Source organism: Mesorhizobium kamtschaticum (assembly GCF_056174585.1).
Genome location: NZ_CM149691.1, coordinates 6,745,918 through 6,768,138 on the forward strand (window position 1 = coordinate 6,745,918; position 22,221 = coordinate 6,768,138).

A 22,221-nucleotide genomic window follows, 5' to 3' on the forward strand; every position below is an offset into this window, starting at 1 on the left:
GTTCCTAGTCTAGCCGCAACTATTGCACCCTAGGCGCGGCGGTTGTCGAGGCTGAGCGCTCCCCCGCCAAACGCAACGATCTGAAGCAGCCCGCCGGCCATCATCACGTTCTTGAGAAAATGGGCCAGCATGTTCTGATCGGCAAAATTGGTGTGAAACGTCAACGCGGTGGCCAAGGAGAAAAGCGCGAGTGCCGCGGCCACGACACGGGTCTGGAAGCCTGCGACCAGCAGGAGCCCTCCTCCCACCTCGACAAGCACCGAAACTGCCAAAGCCAACGGCGGCAGCGGCAGGCCAACCGCCTGGATCAGGGCCAGGGTCGGACCGATCGCCGCCAGTTTACTGAGGCCGCTCATCGCGAACGGCGCGCCGATCAGGAGACGGCCAACGAACGGAATATACCGCATTGAAGTCATCGAAGTTATTCCTTGATTTGAGGCGAGGTCAGACAAGCGGGGAAGAAATCAGGCGACGTCGACTGGCGAATTCGAGAGTCTTCAGCTGGCACCCATAGGGCGGGTGTCGATCCAATCGACCATCAGCTTGCGCTGTTTGAAGTACCAATGGCCGTCGATTTTCACGAAATGGTCCAGGTAGCGGATTGAGGCGACCATCAGGCTCCTGCTTGAGCCGTCAACCTTGACGTGGTGCGCCAGGCAATAGGACACACCCGTTGCGGCATCCTCGCCCCACGTCACTGTGCTTTGACCGTTGAAGTGCGTCGTCGCCTCGTATGTATTCAGGTTCTCGAACACGGGGCGCAGGCCTTTGCGACCGCGAATCTCCTGGCTGGGGACAGGATTTCGGCTATCCATGTAGACGAGGAACTCGGTATCGGCCGTGAACAACGACATCTGGCCTTCGGCGTCCCGGCGATCAGCGCAATAGGCGTACGCATCGACGAGCTCGCGAATGGCAAGGCGATCTGCCACCTCCCGTAAGGTGAGGCCGTTCTGCCAACGAAGTCGTGATGGGGGCTCCATGGGCTGCTCCTTGGCTCAATGCTTGCTCGTCGTCATCAGGCGGATCGCAGGTTCGAAGACGTCCCCGACGCCCGCGGCGCGAACCGCGGAAACAGCTGCTGCGCATTGTCTGCAAGGATGGCACGGACTTCGTCGCTGCCCAGTTCCGGACTTGTCTCGATATCCCGGCGGCAGGCTATGGTGAGATCCCGACGGACGTACGGGTAGTCGGTACCGAAGAGCACCTGTCCGATGCCGGCTTCCGAACGAAGCATGTGCAGGATAGGCGCCCGCCAGGCCGAGGCCGTGTCCCAGTAGAGGCCGCGAAGCATCTGCGCCGCGGTCCCGCGCGCTTCACCCCCTGGAATGACTCCCATCTTGTCGATGATTTCGAACCGTGTGGCGAGATACGGTATGGTGCCGCCGCCGTGAGGAAAAATGTACTTCACGCTCGGCGTGCGTGCGAAGACGTTGCGGTAATGCAGTTGCGCCACCACGCGGGTCGTGTCGGCCGTGAAATCGATCAACGTATCCGGCAGGCCGAGGAGCAGGGAGGAAGGATCCGGCGCCGCGTTGGGGTGGACGAAGACGGTGGCCTTGCGGCGCTCCAACTCTTCGAACAAAGGCGCTAGCCGGGGGTCGCCGAGATAGACGCCGCGCGCGTTTGAAAACAAGAGCACGCCATCCAGCTTGAGGACATCCAGACCGTATTCCAGTGCGCGCAGCGAGCCGTCCAGGTCGGGCAGCGGCAGAGCGGCGAAAGCGCCAAAGCGATCGGGACGCTCCTGGATCAGCTGAGCGGCAAGCTCGTTCATGCGACGCGCAAGATCGCCGGCCGCGGCATCGTCGCCGACGTGGACGCCGGGCGTGCTGATCGAGACGACCGAGACGTCGATTTCGGCATCATCCATGAAGGACAAAGCCGACTCCTTCGACCAACGCGCCGGCGCTACTCCGCCGACAGGATGATCCGTCTCGTTCGTCGCTTCGAAGAAGAAGTCCGGGAGAATGTGCTGATGCACGTCAATCGTGAAGGTCATGACGCCCCCATCATGTGGCCGCTTCGATCAGTTGAGCCGCGCGGCCGCCGATCATGATCGAGGGGGCATTGGTCGCACCGGAGGTGATGGACGGCATGATCGAGGCGTCAGCCACACGCAGACCGCGCACGCCATGAACGCGAAGTTCGCTGTCGACGACGGCATCGGCGCCGTTGCCCATTCGAGCGGTGCCTATCGGGTGCCCGAAGCTGCCAGTGCCCATGCGCACGAAATCAATGAGGTCCTGCCTGCTCTTGACCGTCGGGCCGGGAATTTTTTCGACCTCCCGAATTCCGTCGAATGCCTTCTGGCTCACAAGCTCCCGTGCAGCCTCCGCACCCCAAAGCGTTGCTTCGAGATCGCGGTCCGTGCCAAGGAAATTCATGTCGATCGTCGGAGCAATGCGCCAGTCCGCACTCACCAGGCACACTTGCCCGCGGCTGGTCGGTTGAACCAATGACGGCGAGATGGTGAAGCAATTCTCCGGCAAGGCGCCGAAGCGTGCCTGCAGTTCCGGGGAAGCGTTCGGGATCTGCTCGAGGACAAGGACCATGTCGGTGCCGTGGCCGTCCACGCCCGTCGAGAGGTTAACCTCGGCCTCGACCGCGTTGCTGTCGGCGGGGCGGTCCGGGAATTTTCCCTTGTACTGATAGACAACGCCCGACAAATGCACGTGGTCCTGGAGGTTCTGGCCCACGCCGTGCAGATCGGCGACCGGCGCAATGCCCAGCTTTTTCAGCGCGCTTGCTTCGCCGACGCCCGACAGCATCAAAAGCTGCGCAGTGTGGATCGTCCCCGCCGAGAGAATGACTTCGCGCGTCGCCGAAACCGTCCGCACGCTGTTGGCGGCGACGATCTCGACCCCGCTTGCACGATCGCCGGCAAACAGAACCCTTGTGACATTCGTGTTGAGCAGAAGCGTCAGATTCGCGCGGCCGAGGTTGGGATGCAGAAAGGCGCGGGCGGCGCTGACGCGCGTGCCGTCACGCGCAATGTTCATGTTGATGTAGCCGGCACCATCGCGCATCGGGCCGTTCAGGTCGTCGAGAACGGGAATGCCCATCTGTGCGGCTGCCTCGACGACCGCACGTGCAGTCGGATGGGGATCGTGGGGGCGCCGGATATGAATGGGTCCGCCGACGCCGCGCCATTCGCTCGCGCCGCCCTCCCAGTCCTCCTGCGCCTTGAACATCGGCAGGACGTCCTTCCAGGTCCAGCCTTGGGCGCCGGAGCTCGCCCAGGCATCGTAGTCGCGCTTCATACCGCGGGTCCACACCATCGCATTGATGGAGCTGCCGCCGCCGAGGACGTGGCCGAGCGCGAGCGCGAGACCACGATTGCCGACTTTTGGGGTCGGCTTGATCGGCAATGCATAGTTGAGGGGGCTGGCCATGTTGTAGAACCAGATGCTGGGATTGCTGATCGTCGGGGACGTATCATCAGGCCCCGATTCGATCACCAGCACCTCGGCTCCAGTCTTGGACAATTCCCCGGCAACGACGGAGCCGGAGGCCCCAGCACCTACGACGATGTAGTCGTAAGAACTCTTGATCGCTTGCGGTTTGGCTCCGGCGTCGCTCATCCTGGGCATCTCCTCGCACGATCCACTATCGAAGGGACGTTCATGCTGATGGCAGCGTCATTGGGGAAATGCAGCGACCGCATGAGCGTGACTTCACCGTTCTCAAGAACGGAACGAAGCAAGCATGCGACACGGCTGGCGTCTTTCCCGCACTTGCGGATGTTTTGACCATCTTTGCGCAAGGCCGCCAACCTTGGGTCCTGAGTTCCCGGCAAGCCTGGCCGTTGCCTCAACTGGCAACCGCGTCGATCGTTGGTCTGTTGCAGATGCGCTAGCTTGGTCGGGCGAGGTACCGACGGCAGACAATGCGGGCTCCCGGGCGGCACGCCTTCGAGACCCGTCATCGCGCTGAGAGCGCTGCCGCCGATGCGAGGGGGACATCGGCGAGGAGTCTTCGATGGTGCGGTCATGTGCCGCCCGGAAAGCTAGAGCATGATCCCGAAAAGTAGGGACGAGTTTCGGAAAAGAGAGTTAGATCAGGATGACGCTTCAACGAGACGTCATCCTGATCTAGGGACCGGCAGAGTTGTGGTGAAAGCTCCGGCTTCGATCCAACCGCGAAGCGGCTTGGCTCGAAGGCCGATCTTTCCCGTTCTTCCCATCAGACCAATCCCTGCCGATCCGCCAGCCCGGCCCTATCAGGCGAGCGGCGGAGGAGCCGAACTTCTCCTGTCGAGAATTCGTATCACCGCAGGCGCCATCTTCGAGGACATCGACCATGACGACGTTGGCATCTTCGATCGCCGTGACCCTGATGGTGTCGACATCGCTGATGGCCGCGCCGTCGCGCGCGTGAATTCGTTCGCCGTTGACATCGACTATGCCCGACGACGGCACGAGGTAGGCAAGCCGCGGCTTGCGAAGTGCATATTCGACTGGACTGCCGGCCTTAATGTTTGCGTTCAACACGCGGGCGCTTGCGCGAATGGGCAGTGCATCGATGTCGCTGTCGTCGCCGCTCGCGATTGCCACGAAACATCCTGAACGTTCGGCCCTGGGACATGGGTGAACTCCCCATGCAGGCGCCCCGCCGGGCGAGCGCGGCGTGATCCATATCTGGAAAATCCGCGCCGGCGATTGCTCCAGATTGTATTCGGCATGCCGCAAGCCGGTGCCGGCGCTGACGACCTGCATGTTTCCCGGGTCGATCCTGCCTTCATTGCCGAGACTGTCTCGATGCGTGATCGAGCCTTCCCGGACAAAGGTGATGATCTCGATATCGGCATGCACCTGCATGGCAAAGCCCGCATTCGACGCAATCTCGTCGTCGTCCCAGGCACGCACACAGCCCCATGCACCTCTCGAGCGGTCGCCGTGATCGGTCGAGGAGAAATGACGCTGTTTTTTCAGCCAGCCCAGATTCTCGCTGGGGAGCCCGTCGAAGGGCCTGCGCTCGATCATGGCCGCGCCCCGGGCAAAGTCCTGAAGACAGGTGGGTGTTCGCCGTCGGCCGCTTTGGCTACAGCGACCGGGCCGGCGAACGGCATGGCGGATCCGATCGATTCTTGAAGGGCTTTGACCTTCATTCGCTTGTCCTCGGTTAAGGCGAGCTCAGCAGCCCGCCCACAGACCCTGCCCGGCCAGAGATCGTTCAGGGGGGCCTCAGTCAGGCAGCGCCTTCAGAGCTGCGGCAAGCACGTCGCGCAGGGGCCTTGGCGGTCGACCGGCAAGGCGCTCGACGTCGCCGGTCAAAATATCGAACGCGCCTGCCGCAAAACTCGCCTGGACACTTGTGACGATGTCGACGGCGCCCGGTGGCAGGCCCGCTTTCGCCAGTGCAGCGCGCAGTTGCTCTTCGGTGATGACACGGAACGCCACCGGCCGTCCTGCGATTTCAGCAATCAGGCCGGCGCGTTGCGCCCCCGACAGAAGTTCGGGACCGGTGGCGTTGTAGATCGCGCCGGCATGGCCGTGGCCCGTGAGGATTCCCGCCGCGGCGGCCGCCACGTCACCGCGCGCGACGAAAGCGGCCCGGTTCTCGGCCAGCCCGGCCAGAACGCCCTGTGCCAGCGCCTGCTGCGCCAGCGGCACGAAGGCTTCGGCATAAAAATTCATGCGCAGGATCGTCCAGGCCGGCGCTGTGGCGATGAGATGTTGTTCGCCCCGCCAGTAGGAGGCGCCGCGCGCCGGCTCGTCCTCCTGGCGCGTGCCAACGGCCGACATGAACGCGATATGCTTGACGCCCGCCTGCACGGCCGCGTCGATGGCAGCAACGTTCTGCGCCCCGCGCTTTCCAGGTTCGGAATCGACCGTCGTGATGATGAGCAGGCGATCGAGACCCGCATAGGCCTGCGCGAGACTTTGTGGCTGGTTGTAGTCCCCGAACCGTCCCTGAGCAGGTCCAGGAACAGTTTCGGGCGTGCGCGTGATAGCCACGACCTCATGCCCGCCGGCACGCTGCAGCAATTCCGAGACCACGGCACTCCCCAGATGGCCGCTGGCGCCACTCACACCGATTTTCATATCAATCTCCGAGCGCGCGGGCGGCTTTGGTGGCATTGGTCCACCACAGCAGGTTGTCGAACACATCCTTGGTGAAAGGCACCTGATGCGGCAGCACGTCGTCCCAGGTCTTATGGCCCAACATGATCGGGCCGAATTCCGAGCCGCCAATGTGCAGGCCGTGACGGACGTTGACCACCTGCATCTCGATCATGATGGTGCGCAGGTGCTCGACGGCGCGGGCGCCGCCAACCGAGCCGTAGCTCATACAGGCCACGGCCTTCTTCACGAACGGCTTGTAGGCCCAGTCGATGGCATTCTTCAGGGCGCCGGGAATAGAGCGGGTGTATTCGGGGGTGACGATGATGAAGCCATCGAATTCGCTGAGCTTGGCCTGCCACTTGGCGGCGATCTCGTTGGGAGTCGGCATCCACAGGTCCGTTGCAGGCGCGTCGAACAGCGGCAGCGGATAATCCTTGAGGTCGACCAGTTCGACATCAAAGGCGCCATACGCCTTGGCCTGTTCAACGAGCCACTTGGCGGGCTTGTCGCCTTGGCGGGTCGGACGAATGCTGCCGATGATGACGGCAATCTTGGGCTTGGACATGTCTTGCTCTCCAGGTGTGTTCTTTTGCGGTGATGTACTGACCCCGTTTACGAAGCCGGCTGTCGACAACGACATGTGTCGGCTTACGGCGACCGGCGACTTGTCCCCTTGTGGATACTATTGGCCCGGGCGCGCCTGCAGCCTCACGGCAAGAAAAGCGCCGACGGCATTCAGCGCTTGTGCTGCGGCCTGCAACTTGCCAATGCTTGCGGGAAACCCGTGCGGCATCCCCATCCACACATCGAGCCGGACGTCGACACCCGCGGCGGACGCGCGCTCGGCGTAACGGCGCGAGTCGTCCAACAGCACTTCGTCATCGCCGACATGAATGCGAACGGGTGGCATCCCGGCCAGTTCACCCTGAAGTGGTGAGGCCAGCGCCTGCTTCGGGTCGGCATCGCCAAGGTACGAGCAGATGAGTTCCGCGGCCTGAGGACGCGTGAAAAAGGGATCGGCATCCGCGCGCGTCTCGTAGGTCGCGCCGGAAAGCGTCAGGTCGGTAATTGGCGACAGCACGGCAACCGCGACAAGTGGCGCGTTGGCGGGAGCGGCTTTGCCGATGAGGCGCGAAGCAAGTACCAGCGCGAGGTTCCCTCCGGCGGAATCCCCGGTAAGGGCAATCCGGCGAACGCCGCTCCCGGCAAGTCCTCGGTAACATGCAAGCACATCGTCCGTGGCTGCCGGAAAGGGCTGTTCGGCGCAAGCCGATAGTCTGGGATAAACGCTCTTGCTCCCCCTCTCGCGGCGATATGCGCGACAAGATGACGGTAAGCCTTGGCGGATCCAAGATTGAACCAGCCGCCGTGCAGATGAAGGATCGCCTCGTCGGACCGCCAATTCGCAGGATATACCCAGATCCCTGGTATGCCGCCCACGACATCCGCTTGAAATGTCACCTCGTCACGCGGCAACACGCTCTCCATCAGAGCATCGAATTGTCCGCGTGCCGCGATTCCACGCTGTACGCCTTTGAAGGGGGCGACCATGGCGCGTGTTGCGGCGGTGATCGTGGCATCTTGGGGGATCGAGCGGATGTATGACCACGAACCCTGTCGATGCGCTGTCCGAAGCCGGTCCTTGCATCGGCGGATCCTCATCGATTGGGAACGGGAAAGCGCCCTGAGCCATGCCTGGCGGCTTGTTGGATGACATCACCATCGCTCAAGACAGCCCCAGCTGAGCCTGAATGATCGTCGCCGCCAGGTAGCAGTGAAACGAAGTGACCTTCCCGTTTTCAATGTGGAAGACGTCGCAGCAGGGTGCGTGTATTTCTCTACCGGTCGCGGGAATTGTTCCCGCAGGGGTGACCAGACCGCCCTTGTGAGTGCCATTCAAGGACAATTCAACGATGACGACATTCCGGGAGAAATACAGGCTGTAGAGTTCCCTATGCATATCGGGAAAGGCGGCGGCATAGAGGTCGACGGTCACACCGATGTCGGAGCCGTAATATTTCTTATCGGCGGAGACGTCGTAGAAGTAACCGCCATCCGCGAAGAGGATACAAATCCTGGCGTGTCCTTCGAGGCTGCCTCCGCAAGATGGTAGAGCTCGCGGATCAGCTTCTCGTTGCGGGCTTGCTCTGCAGTGTTCGTGCTCATCTCGCTACCCAATTGGACTGCTCTCCGGTCGAGCTAAGGCATCGACCGGAGGAATAACAGCATCGGGGCACGGTGCTGTCTTTCCCTTGCTTGCGGATGTTTGTGCCGACCTTGCTTAGGCCTGCGGCGTTATGAGAATGCCCTGGGAGCAGCGCACGGCGGCGCATGCGGAGCCCTGGAGAGCCACAGCGAGGGGCGGAATATGCCGACGTCTCGCTAGCGTCTCCGCCGCCGATATTCATTGGGGGTCGTCCCAGTCGCACGGTGGAAGGCGCGGGTGAAGCTGGCCTGGGATGAGAAATGCGCATTGAAGGCTATTTCCGCCAGCGATAGTTTGCCAGCCTCGAGTTCAGCCATCGCATTTTCCAGACGCATGCGGCCTATATAGCGGTGCGGTGGAACTCCTACCGCAAGCGCGAATTTGCGGGCGAAATGGAAGGTGCTGTAGCCCGCAATCCCGGCAAGGTCTTCAAGCGTCACGTCGCGTTTGAGATTTGCGGCGATATAGTCGAGAACGCGTTGGAGGCGGCTGTCGTCGAGGCCGATCACCGCGTGAAACGCAGCCTTCTCCTGCCGAAGCCTTTCCTTGCGGTCATCGATGTCGGTAAACGCGGCATGCCAGCGACGGACGTGGCCTTCCTCGTCACAGACAGTTGTGCAGCGCCCCAGAAGCCAACGATACGTCCCATCGCTCCTGCGCGACCGGAATTCACACTCAAAGGGAAGGCTGTCTAAAAACGCGCGATCCCAATGAAGCCGGACCAGTTCCAAATCCTCCGGGTGAAGCTCGGCCTCGGGCCGAGTGTCACGCCAGCGATTGTGAGTGGTGCCGAGAAACTCCAGCCCCATCCGGTTGACGTAGAGACGTTCCCGGCGAGGCCCGAGGACGGTTACGAACAACGGCGTAAGGTCGAGGATCTGCTGGAATTCCTGCTCGCTCACCTTTTGTGATTGCGTCGCAAATGGCATCCGGTGCGCCTCGGCGCGATGCAGCTGATAGTTTGCGGCTCCGGCACTCACGGCGTCATTGTCACGCCTTTCATGTTCAAGGTTCGCTGACAAAATTCGCTCCATCGTCGAACATTGCGAGAATGCTATTGGTTACCCCGGCCGCACCCACTCCCTTGAACTCCTCCTTTGAGCTTTCCTCCCATTGCCCAACACCGTTTCGCGACTGACACGGGACACAAAGGAGACTGCGAAAATCGGCTGTCTGAGCATTGGCCCACTATACGAGCATAAGCTCGATCTAGAAATAGAAACTATCGAAACCAATGGTTTCGGAATCTGTACTCATGGCAGTGCCAAACTTCTGGCCGGAACCAACTCCAGAACGAGTGCATGGCCGCTCTCCATCTAGAAATCGTGTGAAAGCAAATGGTTAGAACAGTGCGAGCTGACATCTTCGACGCCGGTATTCGTCAGGCGTCACCGCCGCGTCGCGCGGTGGAACGCCCGGGTGAGATTGGCCTGCAAGGAGAAATGTGCGTTGGGCGCATCTCAGCCAACAACAATTTGCCCGTTACCAGTTTTGCCATCGCAGGCGGGCGAGGCGAAGATCGACGAGATTCGCGCCCCCTGCATGTGCGGGAGAGCGGTACCCTGGCCACTGAAGTGGCGGGGTGCTGCGGCTCGTTTGGAAGAAGAACTGGTCGCGGGCTAATGCGAGGCTTCGGGTGGCGGCTGATGTATCCACGCTGCCGGCGAGCGGCCCTTCGCATATCCATACCGGTAGAGGGACCGCATGAAGCCGGTGGAAAAATCTTGCGTCTCCTCCCCGTGAAAGTCGCCACCGACATAGGCGAGGTTGAATTTGAAATTGTTGCGGCGCGTGAGGTGATAGGAATCGAAAATCGTCGAACGCGTCTGCACCTTGACCAAGGTGCTTGCGCTGCGCACCGCAAGTGATTTCGTATCACCCGGAACGACTTCAAAGCGCCGATCGACTTCGTTGTTGATCAAGATGTACATGTTTATCGGCGGTCCGGGCACGCGACGCCCCCGTAGCAGAAATGTCTCTGGCAAGGTGAGGACCGGCGATGTCACGCCACCGTCAACATGCAGCTCCTCAAAATGATGTCCGTTGACCTCTGCCTGGATGGGGACGGGCGGAAAAGCGACGGGAATGCTTGCTGATGCGGTGAGCACTTTGCGAAACAGCGTCAATGCGCCGGGGTGCCTAGTTCCGCGATCCTACCCATGTCCCAGATGTTGGTCTGTTGCGTGTCCAGATTGGTCGTGACGACCAGTAGCCGGCGCCCTTTTGTACTTTCGACCGCGACCGCTTGCAGCAACTGTGTATCCACATAGCGGTCCACCAGTCGCTCCAGGCGATGGTTGGCGAATGGCCCTGAAGTCGAGAGGATACCGAGCGGGCCTCCACCCTGCGCCAGGCCTGCTGCTATTCCGCTGGTGTAAAGTTCCTTCAGCTTCTGATCGTATTGCGGGCCAAGAAAGGCAAAGGGTGCGATCAGCGCGCCGGTGCTTACCCCCGACACGGCGGAAAATTCCGGCCGCTTGCCGGCATCGGACAACCCGGCGAGAAACCCTGCGCCGAACGCGCCATCGGCCCCGCCGCCAGACAGGGCAAGATAGGTGATCTCGCCGTTGACAGTTGCTCGCGGGCGAAGTGCGTCGAGTGATTGGATTGGATCGTCGGCAAAGTATCGCAAGGTCGAAACGCCGAGGACCTCGGGCCTTGCTGCTTCGGCAGCGGTATATGCCGTGCGCGTAAGGGTTCCGCATCCAGCAAGGAAGACGAGGCAGGAGATCAACCCTATTGACGCGAAACGACAGCGCCGCCTTTTGGCCGGCAGAAGCGGGACTCCGACGGTTTGCGCCATGACTGCTCGCTCGCGAAAACGCCGGCGACCGAAACACGGTTCACCGGCGTCGTCTTTCCCCGGCTTGCGGATTTCTTTACCGCTCTTGCTCCCGCAGCTACGCTAGTCGCTTCAACGTTCAATCCGGAAGCTTGTCGAAGAAGAGATAGATTGCGGCGATCTTGCCGTCGCGGGCGACTATGATATCGGTCCCGGCCACCTCAGCCGGCTTGCCGGGGCTGCCCTCTACCCACCGAACCCGGCCGCCATTGCCCACCTCCTCAGGCGGGCTGAGCAGTTGGTACTTGAAATCGGGATGCATGGCTTTGATCACGCCTGCGACGCGGTCAATTTCATCCCAGCCATGGTAGGCGCCGCGTGGCTCGTAGAAGACGGCGTCTTCGTGGAAAATCTCTTCGATCGTTGCGCGCCGACGCTTGGGGTCGGTCTCACCGAACACGTCGTGAAGATTGCGAAGCGCTAGTGCCGATGGTGTTGCGGACATGGCTTTTCTCCATTGGAATGCCAACGATTACGCGCAGCTTATGTGTCGGCCCGCTACGGGCAAGCACGCCAACCGCCTTCACGAATGGACACAGATAGTCCTCGACCTGCCAACCAGCCGGCTTGCATCTGCGCCCATTCCATCAAGCGGAGTGGTATGCGTCTTTCCCGGATTTGCGATTCTTTTGACCCCGATTGCCTGCCATGCCGGTTCCCGGCGCATTTTGCCGCCAAGGCGCGATGAAGGTTGAGGAATTCGCCGCGGGCGAGCGATTGCCGCTGGTCACATGCCGGATGCGGCAGGCAAGTAACCCGGCTCGCCCCACTCCCGGGTGAGCTTCTTGACAAGATACTCGCCGAGGACTTCGACGCGCTTGGGCAACGGCCCCTCGGGCGGCGTCACCCAGTAGACGGCGCCAAGCGGAATGAACCATTCAGGCAATAAGCGCTCGAGCCGGCGAGACTCGAGCTCCTCGCGCAAGAAGAACTCCGGCAGGACGCCGAGACCGGTGCCTGCAATCAGTGCCGCCATGATGGCGTGACCATTGTTCGCGCGAAGTGGGCCCGAAGGCTTCACGCTGGCGGACCTGCCACCCTTGGTGAAGCGCCAGATCTCGGTGTTCCCGGTGTAGCTGTAGCAGATGCAGCGGTGCTGTGTCAGGTGAAGAGGATGTTTCGGGCGCCCGTGTTTGTCGAGATAGTCCGGAGAGCCGACCAGATAGCGCGGCATTTCGCAAAGACGCTGCACGGCAAGCGTATTGCCGGGCTGGACGGCGATGCGGATCGCTGCATCGAAACCTTCGCCGATCAGGTCGGTTGTCGCGTCGCTCAAATGCAGGTCGACTGATATATCCGGGTAGGTGGCAAGGAATTCCGGCAACAGCGGAGCGACATGCAGCGTACCGAACGACATTGGCGCCGCAAGACGCACCAGTCCCTGTGGTGTTCTTGCCTCGGCCTGCGCGGCATCCTCGGCCGCCTCCCCTTCGGCAAGAATATGCGCCGCGCGTCCCACGAGTTGGCGCCCGGCTTCGGTCAGGTCAAAGCGCCGGGCCGTGCGGACAATCAACCGCGCCCCGATCTTCGCTTCAATTCTGCTGATCGCCTTGGACACCGTGGCTTTCGACAGCCGCAGCTCCGCGGCCGCCTCCGCGAAAGAGCGGCACTCCGCGACCTTCGCGAAGATAGCGAGACCTTCAAAATCAGGCAGTCTGGCCATGGCTACGGATCTCGACCTCCTGGTTCGCTGCAGCACTCACGGAATGGATGGCGTCCATGATCCTGGCGCTGGCTGTTTCGTAGCGCCTGTCGTTGACGAATTCGTCGATCAGCGAAAAGTCGTGCATCACCAGGATGCGGTCGGCCATCGCCACCATTTCAGGCATATCGCTGGAGATAAGCAGGATTGCCATGCCCCTGTCCGCGAGCTCGTTGATGAGTTCGTGGATATAGGACTTGGCCTTGATGTCGATGCCGACGGTAGGCTCGTCGATGATGAGGATGTCGACGTCGGCCGCCAGCCATTTCGCCAGCGATACCTTCTGCTGGTTGCCGCCGGACAGATTGCCGACGCGCTGTTCGAGGTTCGGGGCGCGGATCTCGAGGCGCGCGGCCAGCGGCGCGGCCAAAGCGATCTCATCGTTGCGCGTGAGCAGGCCGAGCCTGCGAGCGATAAAGTCCCAAACCGTGATCGCGACATTGCTGCGGATGGGGTGATCGAGGATCACGCCTTCATATTGTCGGTCCTCGCTGACATAGCCTATGCGCAATCGCTTGATGGCGTCGCGCACCGAGCGCACGCGCACTGCCACACCGTCAACCAGGACAGTGCCGGAACGTATCTTGCCTTGTCCCAGAAGAGCATGCGCAAGTTCGGTCCGGCCAGCACCCACCAGGCCGTACAGGCCGAGAATCTCCCCTCGGTGAAGGGTGAAGTCGACTCCCTCATGTCCGTAGGAGGTGGCAAGAGCCTGGGCCTGCAGCCGCGGCTGATCCATATGCGGCTGCTGCTTGCGTGGCAGCACAGGGCGTTCCGATCTGCCGATCATGGCCTGGATCAGATGTCCACGCGTCATGCCCGCCACCGGTGCGCCCATCAGCGTCGTCTCGCCGTCGCGCAACACAGTGACACGGTCGCAGAGCGACAGCACCTCCTCGAGTTTGTGGCTGACGAAGAGGATCGCCGTCCCCGCTTCCCGCAACTGGCGAACGAGCCGGAAGAGGGTCTCCGCCTCGGCTTCCGTGAGTGACGCGGTGGGCTCGTCGAGCAACAGCACATTCGCCTTGTGACTCAAAGCCTTTGCGATCTCGACCATCTGCATCTGGGCAACGCTCAGTCGCCGCACTTCGACAGCCGGATCGTCATCGAGCCCAACCTTGGCCAGGTGCTGGCGCGTCTCCGCGTGCGCGCGGGCGAAGTCGACCAGTCCGTTCCGCGTCGGCAGCCGCTCCAGAAGGATGTTCTCGGCCACGGAAAAATGCGGGATGAGATTGCGCTCCTGATGGACGACGGCGATCCCCGCCGAGATCGCATCCCTGGGCGAGGCGAAAAACAGGTCGCGATCATCGAGCTTGAGGCTGCCGCTGTCGGCTTTGTAGACCCCGGTGATGATCTTGATCAGGGTCGACTTGCCCGCACCGTTTTCCCCTATCAACGCATGGATCTCGCCCCCCTCCAGGGTCAGCGACGCATTGCTGAGAGCGCGAACTCCCGGAAACGACTTGATGATGTTTTGGAGGGCAAGCCTCATTGCGCCCGCTCCATGTGAACCGTGCGGGCCCGGTTTATCCAGACTGCGGCCAGGATCAATGCGCCGAGCAGGAACGTTACCCAATAGGGATCGACCGCAAGCAGAACCATCGCATTCTGGATCAGTCCGATGAGAACAACGGCGATCACCGTCCCCGTTATCGACACCGAGCCGCCTGACAGGCTCGCGCCGCCAATGATCGGCGCCGCGAAAGAGATGATCAGCCAGTCCGATCCGATGGTGGGCTGAGCCGATCCGAGTTGCGCCACCGCGAGCACGCCGGCGATGGCGGCGATAAGACCGGAAAGACCATGCGCCAGCATGATTGCGCGCGATACCGAGATGCCCGAAAGCTCCGCCGCGTTGCTGTTGCCGCCGACTGCAAGCAGGTGACGACCCTTGACGGTGCGATTGAGGAAGACCGCGAGCAAGGCGGTGACGATGATCGGAACGACCATCAGGAGCGGGAACGCCCCGATGCGGCCATTGCCGAACGCGACGAAGCCGGCAGGCAGGTTGTAGAACGGCACAGCCTTGGTGAGGCCGAGATTGATGCCGGAGAATGCCGAAGCCGTGGCGAGCGTAACCACGAAGCCGTTGATACCGGTGCTGACCGTTAGCCAGCCGTTCAGCAAGCCGGCTGCGCCGCCGACCAGAACAGCAATGCACACGGCCGGGATGGCCGGGACCCCCCACCAGTCCATGAGGCCCCCGACCAGGATGGCAACCAGTCCTCCCAACGCGCCGACAGAGAGGTTCATCTGGCCGACGCCGAGCATGATCATCTGGCTGAAGGCAGCCAGCGCGACGACGCAGATGCTGCGCAGCAGGACAAACCAGTTGAATTCGGTGTTGAAGGTGGGGGTTGCGATGCTCAACGCCACGATGCCCAGGACCACGGCGAGGAAGATGCCGGACCATTGCTGGCGGAGCAGAACCGTAAGCGGTCTCATGCCTGCCTCGTCTGTTGGCGGGCCGACAGCACCGATCGATAGCGTTCGATCAGGATGGCCGCGAGCAGGAACACGCCAAGAAAGAACTGCAGCCAGAAGCTCGCGAATTGCAGGATCAAAAGCCCGCTTCGAATGGTGGAAACCAGCAGCGCACCGAGGATCGTGCCAATCACGGATGCGGCGCCGCCGGCGAGCGACGTGCCACCGATGACAGGCGCAAGGAAGGATGGCAGAAGCCAGTCGTCGCCAGCCACTGCCGGCATTGCCGCGCCGAGCCGCGCCATCAGCATCAGGGCGGCGGCCGCTGCCAGTGCTCCTGACAGCACATGCACGAAGACGATCACGCGGGGCACCGGTATGCCCGACATCTCCGCTGCCCTGGCGTTGGCGCCGACCGCGAGTATCTGCCGGCCGAGCACGCTGTGCGCGAACAGCATGTAGAGCAGGCCGCCAATCAGCAGGGCCACGACGGCAAGCGCTGGAACAGGGCCAACCATCGCCTTGCCAAAGGTCCCGATTTCACGCGGCAGGCCGTTGAGCGGCACACCATGGCTGAGGATCAGCATGCCGCCCGAAAACAGGCTGGCCGTCGCCAGCGTCACCACAAAGCTGTTCACGCCAGTCTTGGTGATGGCGGTCCCGTTAAGCCACCCGAGCAAGCCGCCGAAGGCCAACGTACCAGCGAGTGCGAGCGGTATGGGCAATCCCAAGACCTGGAGAAAGTAACCGGCGAGCATGACCGAACAGACGCCGATCGCGCCTACCGACAGGTTCATTCCACCTGTTGCCAGGACGACCATCTGAGCGAAGCCCACGACGACGTCCACAGCCACCGAACGACCTATCGAATTCAGGTTGAATCTCGAAAGGAAACCTGGCGACAGGGTGGCGAACACCACCCAGAGGACGAACAGGATGATCAAAAGGCCAAATTGGGTCGATCCCCGCGTCAGCAGTCCTGTGAACGAAATGGATGCACCCGACCTTGCCGGGACTTGTGCTGTCATTGACCTGCTCGCGACTGACCTGACCTGTCCCGGAATGATGACCGACGCCGGGTAACAGGGCGGCGCCGGCGATCGGCACCGCCCGCGTGATTATTTACAGGTAAGGTAGGTGTCCTTGAAAGTCGCCTGCATCTTCTTGGTCAGCGCCTTCAGGTCCTCGGCATAGGTGCCGACGTTGGCGGCCGAGACCACGACGGTGCCGGAGTCGACGAAATGAGCGGTCTGTGGCGTGGTGATCCACGGCGCATCCGCCTTGACGGTGCAACCGCCCGCCAACAGATCGAGCGCGTAGGCGCCGATATAGGCCTGGCCGTAGGGGTTCTGGGCAATCGTACCAGCGACAAAGCCGTCACGAATGCCGTTGAGCACGATCTTGTCGTCGTCGATGCCAACCATCTTGATCCGCTTGTCACCGAGATTGCGCAGCGCGGTCGCAGTAACAACAGAGGAGATATAGGCGGTGGCGATGATGCCGCCGATCTTGTCCTTCTGGGCGGCCAGCAAGGCGTTGATCTTCTGGTCGCCCTGCTCCTGGTTGTCGGTGTCACCGACAGTCTGCAGAAGCGTGACCGCACCTTGGGTCTCATCGACAGCCTTCTGCACCGCCTGCTCGCGCAGCGTGGTGTTCGGGTCGACCAGCAACCCCGCGACATGGACGATGGCGCCCTTGCCGCCCATGGCCGCGATCAGCGCCTTGGTGCCGACATAGGCGGCCTGAAACACATCCGTGGAGAAGCAGAATGCCGCGTCGGTCGGATCCTTGGCGCAGCCTGCGATCGCAATCGAAGGAATGCCGCCTGCCTTCAGTTCTCCCAAGGTCGAATTGATGCCAACGGCGTCGCCGGGGAAGAAGCCAAACGCGTTGGTGCCCTGCGCCGCAAGGCTTTCGAGCAGTTGCGTCTGAGCCTCAAGCTTCCACTCGGCCGGCACCTGGTACTCGACCTTTCCAATGCCGAAATCCTTCGCGGCATCGGCCGCACCGGGCTCCCAGCCGGCAAAGTACGGGTGCGGTCCGCCCGGCACGAGCGCAATTTTGTGATCGGACGCGTTCGCGGGTGACAGCGCCAGCGGGCCGGCGAGGCACGCGGCGAGTACGCCGCGACCAACGCGTTTCGCGCGGTCAGTCATGAGACTGGTTTCAATTTGTATTTGTCCTATCGTCAATTCATCCTCCCAAGTTGCTCGCTGGTTGTCCTGGCGCCCAGCTTTGCGCCTTGCCGACCCATTGGGGGACTGGGTCCACCAAATGGGCAGTATCCTGTTGCCTGCAGCCTCGCGATCAGACGGTGCGCGGCTAGTCTTGCCTCAGAGGCCGTAGATCTTCGGCGTTCGCAGCCCAAACCTTCTGTTGGTCGGCGCGCGTCATGTGCTTGAGAACGGCATCGACGACATCGACCCACGCGCCATACTCGGCGACCAGATTGACCACGGGCCAATCGCTGCCGAAGACGAGGCGGTCTGGTCCGAAGATGTCGATGACGGTTTCCAGATAGGGTCGCACCCGTTCGAGCGTCCATTCGGGGCCGTCTTCGGTCAGGATGCCAGAGAGCTTGCAATGGACGTGGCCGAGCTGACGGAACTCTTCCATGTCGCGGGCCCAGGACTTGAGCTCTCCCTGGTTGATCATCGGCTTCGCCATATGGTCGACAATGACCGGGAGGTCAGGATAGCGCTCGACGAAACGGACCGTGTTGAGTATGTGCCGCGGCTTGATCAGGGCGTCGAAACGCAGGCCGAGTTCGGGCAGCTTCCTGACCACCGCATCGAGTTCAGGACGCAGGATCCAGTCATCCTCGGGAAGATCCTGCAGGTAGGGCCGAATACCCTTCAGCACCGGCGAATGAGCCCATTGCTCAAGGTCACGAACCGCATCGGCAGCCAGCATATCCAACCAACCGACGACACCGCGTATGAAGTCGTGTCCCTCGGCAAGGCCGAGCAGATAACCCAGCTCCTCGGCGGTGGACCCGGCCGCGACCAGCACGCAGCCCTCGACGCCGTTCGCCGCCATCAGCGGTCGGGCATCACGCGGACCGTAGTCGCCGTAGAGAACCTTCAGTTCGGGCGTCATCCAGAGCGAGTAGGATCGCTCCATCGCCAGGGTCCAGAAATGCATGTGAGTATCGATGCGACGCATGCTCATTCTCTCTCCTTGCCGCTCTAGAAAATCCGCAAGCCCGCCAGCAGGCCGCCGTCGGCGGTGAATTGCGCTCCGGTGCAGAACCCCGACCTCGGGCTTGCCAGAAAGGCGGCGAGTTCGGCGATTTCCCAGGCGTGACCTAGGCGCCCGAGAGGCACCGGTTTTGCGAATTCGCGGTACATTTCCTCGACGCTGCGCCCATTGCCGTTCGCCCTGGCAAAATGTTCCTGCATCGGCGTGATGATCGACCCCGGGCAGATCGTGTTGGCGCGGATGTTGTGCTTGGCCAGGTCCACGGCGAGGGTATGGGTGAACGTTATGATGGCGCCTTTCGTCGTCGCGTAGGCGCAAACGCCGGGCGTGTTCGATGTGGCCTGCACCGAGGCCACGGTGATGATCGACCCACCCTTGCTGGCAATCAGATGCGGCACACCGTAGTGGCAGGTAAGATACATCGACTTCACGTTGACCGCGAAAGTTCGGTCCCAAGTCGGCTCGTCCGTTTCCAGCACATCGCCAACGGGATGGATGGCGGCCGAGCAGACCAGTATGTCGAGACCTTCGAAGGTCTCGACGGTCCGATCGATGGCGTGGTTTACGAATGCGGATTGGCTGGCATCGCCGACAAAGCCAATCGCTTTGAGCCCATCGTCGGTGAATTGTTTCGCGACGATGAGTGTGTCGTCCGCATGACCGACGATGGCGACGTTGGCGCCCCGCTCGGCAAGCAGCCGTGCCGTGGCCAGGCCAATGCCGGAACTTCCTCCGACGACAAAGGCCGTTCGGCCCTCGAACTCACGCTCCACTGGCAGAAGCTTCACCATCTTCTCCTCCGGCACTAACAGGGCTGACCGAATGCCGACACGGCCTGGTCGGTCAGCGTGCAACCGGCCCCCGGCATTTGTGGCCGGACATAGTGGCCGCCCTCCACCTTGATGGGCTCGACGAAGCAGTCCTTGATCCAGGGAATGTATTCCAGCATCGAGGTCGCCGGATGCCAGTATGAAAGGTGGACATGCACCTGCCCCATGTCGCCCACGTGAGCGACCACCGGCAAACGGTGCGAGTGCGCGTTGTGCGCGACCCGGATGTATTCGGTGATGCCGGCGACCCGCGTGACGTCAGGCTGCACATATTGCACCGCGCCGGCATCGATGAAGGTGCTGAACGCTTCGGCGGTATAAAGCTGCTCGCCGAGCGCCACCGGGATCGACGTCGATCGCGCAAGCGCGGCGTGGGACCCACATCGTCATACCACATCGGTTCCTCGAACCAGTAGACGTCGAGCGGTTCGGCCTGCGCGCAGAACCGCTGACAGGTTGGCAGATCCCATTTGCCGTTTGCATCGATTGCGATTGTGACATTGGGACCGACGGCCTCTCGCACAGCCTCGAAGCGGTCGATATCGATCATGGGATCGGCGTGGCCCACCTTGATCTTCAGACGGCGAAAGCCGTCATGCTCGATGGCTCGCCGGCAGCCATCGACAAGTCTGTCCTTGGGAATGGAGAGCCAGCCGATATCGGTGTTGTAGGCTTCCAGCCGCTCGGTCGTGGCGCCGCCAAGCAGCTTCCAGAGCGGCAGTCCAGCGGCCTTGCTGCGGAGATCCCACAAGGCGATGTCAATCGCAGCCAACGCGATATGGGTGATGCCGGCTCTGCCTACCCATTGCACCGCAGGAAAACGCGCCAGCTTCAGCCACAACCGGTCTCCATCGAGCGCGTCCTCGCCGATCAGCATCGGTCTGTAGGATCCGGTGATGCAGGAAGTCACCAGCCGGTCGGACTCAAGATGGGCGTGCGTGCCGGTATAGCCGTAGCCGAAAAGACCATTGTCCGTACCGATCTTGACCCCGACTATTCCCCAATGGGTGATCGTATGGGTCGAGTCCGAGATCGACGGGACGTTTATCGGCGCATGCACGATGAAGGGCTCGACGGACGTGATTTTCATGTGGCGACCTAACGGATGGATTGCTTGCTGAGCTGGCGAACCAGTTCGACGTTCTGGCGATCGACGATGGCAGCACCGGCGTCCAGAGACGGCGGCATCAGGCCAAATCGCCGGTAGAGAGCGAGTTGCACGATTGGATAGAAGCCCTGAGCGTAGGGCTGTTGATCGACGACGCAGTCGAGATGCCCCTCGGCGATAAGGTCGACTATGCCAGGCGACAGATCGAAACCCGCCGCGTAGAGGGCGCGCTTCGGACTCGCTTTGGCAACCAGCCCGGCTGCCTCGGTGTCCGGTTGGCCGGTGCCGATGATTGCGTGGGCGCCCAAACGGGCCAGGGCTTCCTCGAGAATCTCCGCGCCTCTTGCGGGCACGCGTCCGGTGACGATAGGTGTGACCACGGCGCTTCGCGAGGCAAGGCCTGACGCGATCCCGGCCGCCCGCTCCTCCAGTGCCCCCACGCCGCCGTCATGCATGGCGACGATGATGTGTTCGCCATCGCCAATAGACGCAGCCGCGCGGCGTCCCAGGATCGCACCTGCGGCGAAGAAATCCTGCATGATGTAGCTGAGATTGCCGCTGCCGGTTTTGGCCGCATCGATGTTGAAGGCGACCACCGGAACGCCGGCGGCATTTGCTTCGGCGACAACGCCTGCCAGGGCGGTGGGGTGAAAAATATTGAGCCCTATGCCATCGACGCCGGCGTGGACGGCAGACCGGACCATGCGGATCACATCATCCACATCGAAGCCGGGGGTGCCTACCAGTTCGGCATCCACATTCAACGCCGTGGCGGCATCACTCATCCCGCGCTCGACGACATGGAACAGTTCCTCATCGCTGGCGATCGTAATCAGGCGAAACCGCAGTCTATCGTCGATCATACGGCTCCTCCCTGGTTCCGGTTCCCGGCGTCGGTCTTCCCAGCAGTCCAGCAGTTTAGCATACTGGCCCAGTGGTCCAACCACTTGACCAGTAATCCAATTTCGCTTACGCCGTCAATGAGAAACTTCCATGAGGCCGAAGCAGACAGTCCGTCGGCTGGCGACGCGCGGCATGCAGCTGACCTTCAGACCGACGCAGAGAGAGAACCAATTTTGCGCAACACGGATCCGGCACAGCCATCCTCGTCCGAAGAGAGGGCCGCGGCGCGTCTGCCGCAATTGGAAACGACCCGTCTTTATCGTCGGATCGCCGAACTGCTGGAGACGCGTATCGACCAGGGACTGTTTCCCGCTGGCACCTTCTTGCCTTCCGAGCGGGAACTTGCCGAGCAACTGGCGGTCAGTCGGACGTCGGTACGCGAAGCCCTTATTGCCCTTGAGGTGACCGGTCGCGTCGCCATCCGACACGGCCATGGGGTCCAGGTCCTGTTGGGCGCCCAGCGTCCGGCGACATCGAATCCTCCTGAAGTGGACATCGGACCCATTCAGATCATGGAGGCGAGACGAGTGATCGAGCCTCGGGTAGCTGAACTGGCGGCCGCCAACCATAGGCAGGAGAATCTCGACGGCATGCGCTCGGCGATGCGCCTGCAGGAGTCGGCAGAGTCCGCAACGTCGGAAAGCTACCGAGAGGGGGATCGCCTGTTTCATGTCGAGATCGCCCGGGCGAGCGGAAACCCGGCCTACGAAGTGGTCGTCTCCAAGCTGTGGGAATATCGGACAAAGCCACTGTTCGAACGTTTCGAGAAAATGCTTGTAGGGCCTGACCGTCCGGCAGAAACAGCCACCGAACATAAGAGCATTTTCGAGGCGATCGCCGCCGGCGATGCGCCAGCCGCCGGAAGGGCGATGAAACAGCATCTGGACGCGGTGCTGAGCGCGTTCATCAGGGGCTCCACGAGATAATGCTGCAAAAT

Annotated in this window: 20 protein-coding genes and 3 pseudogenes; 1 reads left to right on the plus strand and 22 read right to left on the minus strand. The window is 61.9% G+C overall.

Annotated elements, in window-relative coordinates:
- Positions 1-29: 29 nt before the first annotated feature.
- From AC0V7N_RS33315 to AC0V7N_RS33420, 22 genes and pseudogenes are all read right to left on the minus strand, one after another.
- Positions 30-416, minus strand: a complete 387-nt coding sequence (locus AC0V7N_RS33315; protein WP_475460616.1) for a DoxX family protein — start codon at positions 414-416, stop codon at positions 30-32.
- Positions 417-497: 81 nt separating this feature from the next.
- Entirely contained in the window at positions 498-983 is a 486-nt protein-coding gene (locus AC0V7N_RS33320) for a nuclear transport factor 2 family protein (RefSeq protein WP_475452454.1), read from the minus strand.
- Positions 984-1,018: 35 nt separating this feature from the next.
- Entirely contained in the window at positions 1,019-2,002 is a 984-nt protein-coding gene (locus AC0V7N_RS33325) for an amidohydrolase family protein (RefSeq protein ID WP_475452455.1), read from the minus strand.
- Positions 2,003-2,012: 10 nt separating this feature from the next.
- Positions 2,013-3,593 carry a GMC family oxidoreductase gene (locus tag AC0V7N_RS33330; protein ID WP_475452456.1) on the minus strand — a complete coding sequence of 527 codons (1,581 nt, stop codon included), beginning with the start codon at positions 3,591-3,593 and terminating at the stop codon, positions 2,013-2,015.
- Positions 3,594-4,295: 702 nt separating this feature from the next.
- Positions 4,296-4,985 (minus strand): annotated as a pseudogene (locus AC0V7N_RS33335) (pirin family protein); the annotation flags it as partial.
- Between the two features lie 201 nt (positions 4,986-5,186).
- Positions 5,187-6,047 (minus strand): SDR family oxidoreductase, encoded by an 861-nt coding sequence (locus AC0V7N_RS33340; RefSeq protein ID WP_475452457.1) that lies wholly within the window; start codon positions 6,045-6,047, stop codon positions 5,187-5,189.
- A gap of 1 nt (position 6,048) precedes the next feature.
- On the minus strand, positions 6,049-6,702 hold the full coding sequence (locus AC0V7N_RS33345) for an NAD(P)H-dependent oxidoreductase (protein ID WP_496627568.1): 654 nt from the start codon (positions 6,700-6,702) through the stop codon (positions 6,049-6,051).
- A 48-nt stretch (positions 6,703-6,750) separates the two neighbouring features.
- Positions 6,751-7,730, minus strand: a pseudogene (locus AC0V7N_RS33350) (alpha/beta hydrolase).
- A 64-nt stretch (positions 7,731-7,794) separates the two neighbouring features.
- Positions 7,795-8,142, minus strand: a complete 348-nt coding sequence (locus tag AC0V7N_RS33355; RefSeq protein WP_475460618.1) for an ester cyclase — start codon at positions 8,140-8,142, stop codon at positions 7,795-7,797.
- A gap of 308 nt (positions 8,143-8,450) precedes the next feature.
- The gene (locus tag AC0V7N_RS33360; RefSeq protein ID WP_475452459.1) at positions 8,451-9,296 is read right to left on the minus strand and encodes an AraC family transcriptional regulator; all 846 of its coding nucleotides are present in this window, start codon (positions 9,294-9,296) and stop codon (positions 8,451-8,453) included.
- 597 nt (positions 9,297-9,893) lie between these two features.
- Complete coding sequence (locus tag AC0V7N_RS33365) at positions 9,894-10,400, minus strand: patatin-like phospholipase domain-containing protein (protein ID WP_496627569.1); 507 nt, start codon at positions 10,398-10,400, stop codon at positions 9,894-9,896.
- Positions 10,397-11,077, minus strand: coding sequence for a patatin-like phospholipase family protein (locus AC0V7N_RS33370; protein WP_496627570.1), 681 nt, complete (start codon positions 11,075-11,077; stop codon positions 10,397-10,399). The genes AC0V7N_RS33365 and AC0V7N_RS33370 overlap by 4 nt, the downstream gene beginning before the upstream one ends.
- A gap of 118 nt (positions 11,078-11,195) precedes the next feature.
- Positions 11,196-11,561 carry a nuclear transport factor 2 family protein gene (locus AC0V7N_RS33375; protein ID WP_475452461.1) on the minus strand — a complete coding sequence of 122 codons (366 nt, stop codon included), beginning with the start codon at positions 11,559-11,561 and terminating at the stop codon, positions 11,196-11,198.
- Positions 11,562-11,843: 282 nt separating this feature from the next.
- On the minus strand, positions 11,844-12,779 hold the full coding sequence (locus AC0V7N_RS33380; protein ID WP_475460620.1) for a LysR family transcriptional regulator: 936 nt from the start codon (positions 12,777-12,779) through the stop codon (positions 11,844-11,846).
- Entirely contained in the window at positions 12,763-14,310 is a 1,548-nt protein-coding gene (locus tag AC0V7N_RS33385; protein ID WP_496627571.1) for an ATP-binding cassette domain-containing protein, read from the minus strand. The genes AC0V7N_RS33380 and AC0V7N_RS33385 overlap by 17 nt, the downstream gene beginning before the upstream one ends.
- On the minus strand, positions 14,307-15,263 hold the full coding sequence (locus AC0V7N_RS33390) for an ABC transporter permease (RefSeq protein ID WP_475452463.1): 957 nt from the start codon (positions 15,261-15,263) through the stop codon (positions 14,307-14,309). The genes AC0V7N_RS33385 and AC0V7N_RS33390 overlap by 4 nt, the downstream gene beginning before the upstream one ends.
- Positions 15,260-16,270 (minus strand): ABC transporter permease, encoded by a 1,011-nt coding sequence (locus AC0V7N_RS33395; protein WP_475452464.1) that lies wholly within the window; start codon positions 16,268-16,270, stop codon positions 15,260-15,262. The genes AC0V7N_RS33390 and AC0V7N_RS33395 overlap by 4 nt, the downstream gene beginning before the upstream one ends.
- 90 nt (positions 16,271-16,360) lie before the next feature.
- Positions 16,361-17,398: a substrate-binding domain-containing protein gene (locus AC0V7N_RS33400; protein WP_496627572.1), complete on the minus strand. Its 1,038-nt coding sequence runs from the start codon at positions 17,396-17,398 to the stop codon at positions 16,361-16,363.
- 166 nt (positions 17,399-17,564) lie between these two features.
- Entirely contained in the window at positions 17,565-18,413 is an 849-nt protein-coding gene (locus tag AC0V7N_RS33405; RefSeq protein ID WP_496627573.1) for an amidohydrolase family protein, read from the minus strand.
- Between the two features lie 17 nt (positions 18,414-18,430).
- Positions 18,431-19,231: an SDR family NAD(P)-dependent oxidoreductase gene (locus AC0V7N_RS33410; protein ID WP_475452467.1), complete on the minus strand. Its 801-nt coding sequence runs from the start codon at positions 19,229-19,231 to the stop codon at positions 18,431-18,433.
- A 17-nt stretch (positions 19,232-19,248) separates the two neighbouring features.
- Positions 19,249-20,363 (minus strand): annotated as a pseudogene (locus AC0V7N_RS33415) (mandelate racemase/muconate lactonizing enzyme family protein).
- 8 nt (positions 20,364-20,371) lie between these two features.
- Positions 20,372-21,166: a substrate-binding domain-containing protein gene (locus AC0V7N_RS33420; RefSeq protein WP_475452469.1), complete on the minus strand. Its 795-nt coding sequence runs from the start codon at positions 21,164-21,166 to the stop codon at positions 20,372-20,374.
- Between the two features lie 15 nt (positions 21,167-21,181).
- Between AC0V7N_RS33420 and AC0V7N_RS33425 the strand changes: the two genes are divergently transcribed.
- On the plus strand, positions 21,182-22,210 hold the full coding sequence (locus AC0V7N_RS33425) for a FadR/GntR family transcriptional regulator (protein ID WP_475452470.1): 1,029 nt from the start codon (positions 21,182-21,184) through the stop codon (positions 22,208-22,210).
- The last annotated feature ends 11 nt before the right edge of the window (positions 22,211-22,221 follow it).

What these genes read in the sequence shown, in the direction of transcription:
- AC0V7N_RS33315 (WP_475460616.1), bottom strand. Translation starts at nt 416, where the DNA reads ATGACTTCAATGCGGTATATTCCGTTCGTTGGCCGTCTCCTGATCGGC.
- AC0V7N_RS33320 (WP_475452454.1), bottom strand. Translation starts at nt 983, where the DNA reads ATGGAGCCCCCATCACGACTTCGTTGGCAGAACGGCCTCACCTTACGG.
- AC0V7N_RS33325 (WP_475452455.1), bottom strand. Translation starts at nt 2,002, where the DNA reads ATGACCTTCACGATTGACGTGCATCAGCACATTCTCCCGGACTTCTTC.
- AC0V7N_RS33330 (WP_475452456.1), bottom strand. Translation starts at nt 3,593, where the DNA reads ATGCCCAGGATGAGCGACGCCGGAGCCAAACCGCAAGCGATCAAGAGT.
- AC0V7N_RS33340 (WP_475452457.1), bottom strand. Translation starts at nt 6,047, where the DNA reads ATGAAAATCGGTGTGAGTGGCGCCAGCGGCCATCTGGGGAGTGCCGTG.
- AC0V7N_RS33370 (WP_496627570.1), bottom strand. Translation starts at nt 11,077, where the DNA reads ATGGCGCAAACCGTCGGAGTCCCGCTTCTGCCGGCCAAAAGGCGGCGC.
- AC0V7N_RS33375 (WP_475452461.1), bottom strand. Translation starts at nt 11,561, where the DNA reads ATGTCCGCAACACCATCGGCACTAGCGCTTCGCAATCTTCACGACGTG.
- AC0V7N_RS33380 (WP_475460620.1), bottom strand. Translation starts at nt 12,779, where the DNA reads ATGGCCAGACTGCCTGATTTTGAAGGTCTCGCTATCTTCGCGAAGGTC.
- AC0V7N_RS33385 (WP_496627571.1), bottom strand. Translation starts at nt 14,310, where the DNA reads ATGAGGCTTGCCCTCCAAAACATCATCAAGTCGTTTCCGGGAGTTCGC.
- AC0V7N_RS33390 (WP_475452463.1), bottom strand. Translation starts at nt 15,263, where the DNA reads ATGAGACCGCTTACGGTTCTGCTCCGCCAGCAATGGTCCGGCATCTTC.
- AC0V7N_RS33395 (WP_475452464.1), bottom strand. Translation starts at nt 16,270, where the DNA reads ATGACAGCACAAGTCCCGGCAAGGTCGGGTGCATCCATTTCGTTCACA.
- AC0V7N_RS33400 (WP_496627572.1), bottom strand. Translation starts at nt 17,398, where the DNA reads ATGACTGACCGCGCGAAACGCGTTGGTCGCGGCGTACTCGCCGCGTGC.
- AC0V7N_RS33405 (WP_496627573.1), bottom strand. Translation starts at nt 18,413, where the DNA reads ATGAGCATGCGTCGCATCGATACTCACATGCATTTCTGGACCCTGGCG.
- AC0V7N_RS33420 (WP_475452469.1), bottom strand. Translation starts at nt 21,166, where the DNA reads ATGAGTGATGCCGCCACGGCGTTGAATGTGGATGCCGAACTGGTAGGC.
- AC0V7N_RS33425 (WP_475452470.1), top strand. Translation starts at nt 21,182, where the DNA reads ATGGAACAGTTCCTCATCGCTGGCGATCGTAATCAGGCGAAACCGCAG.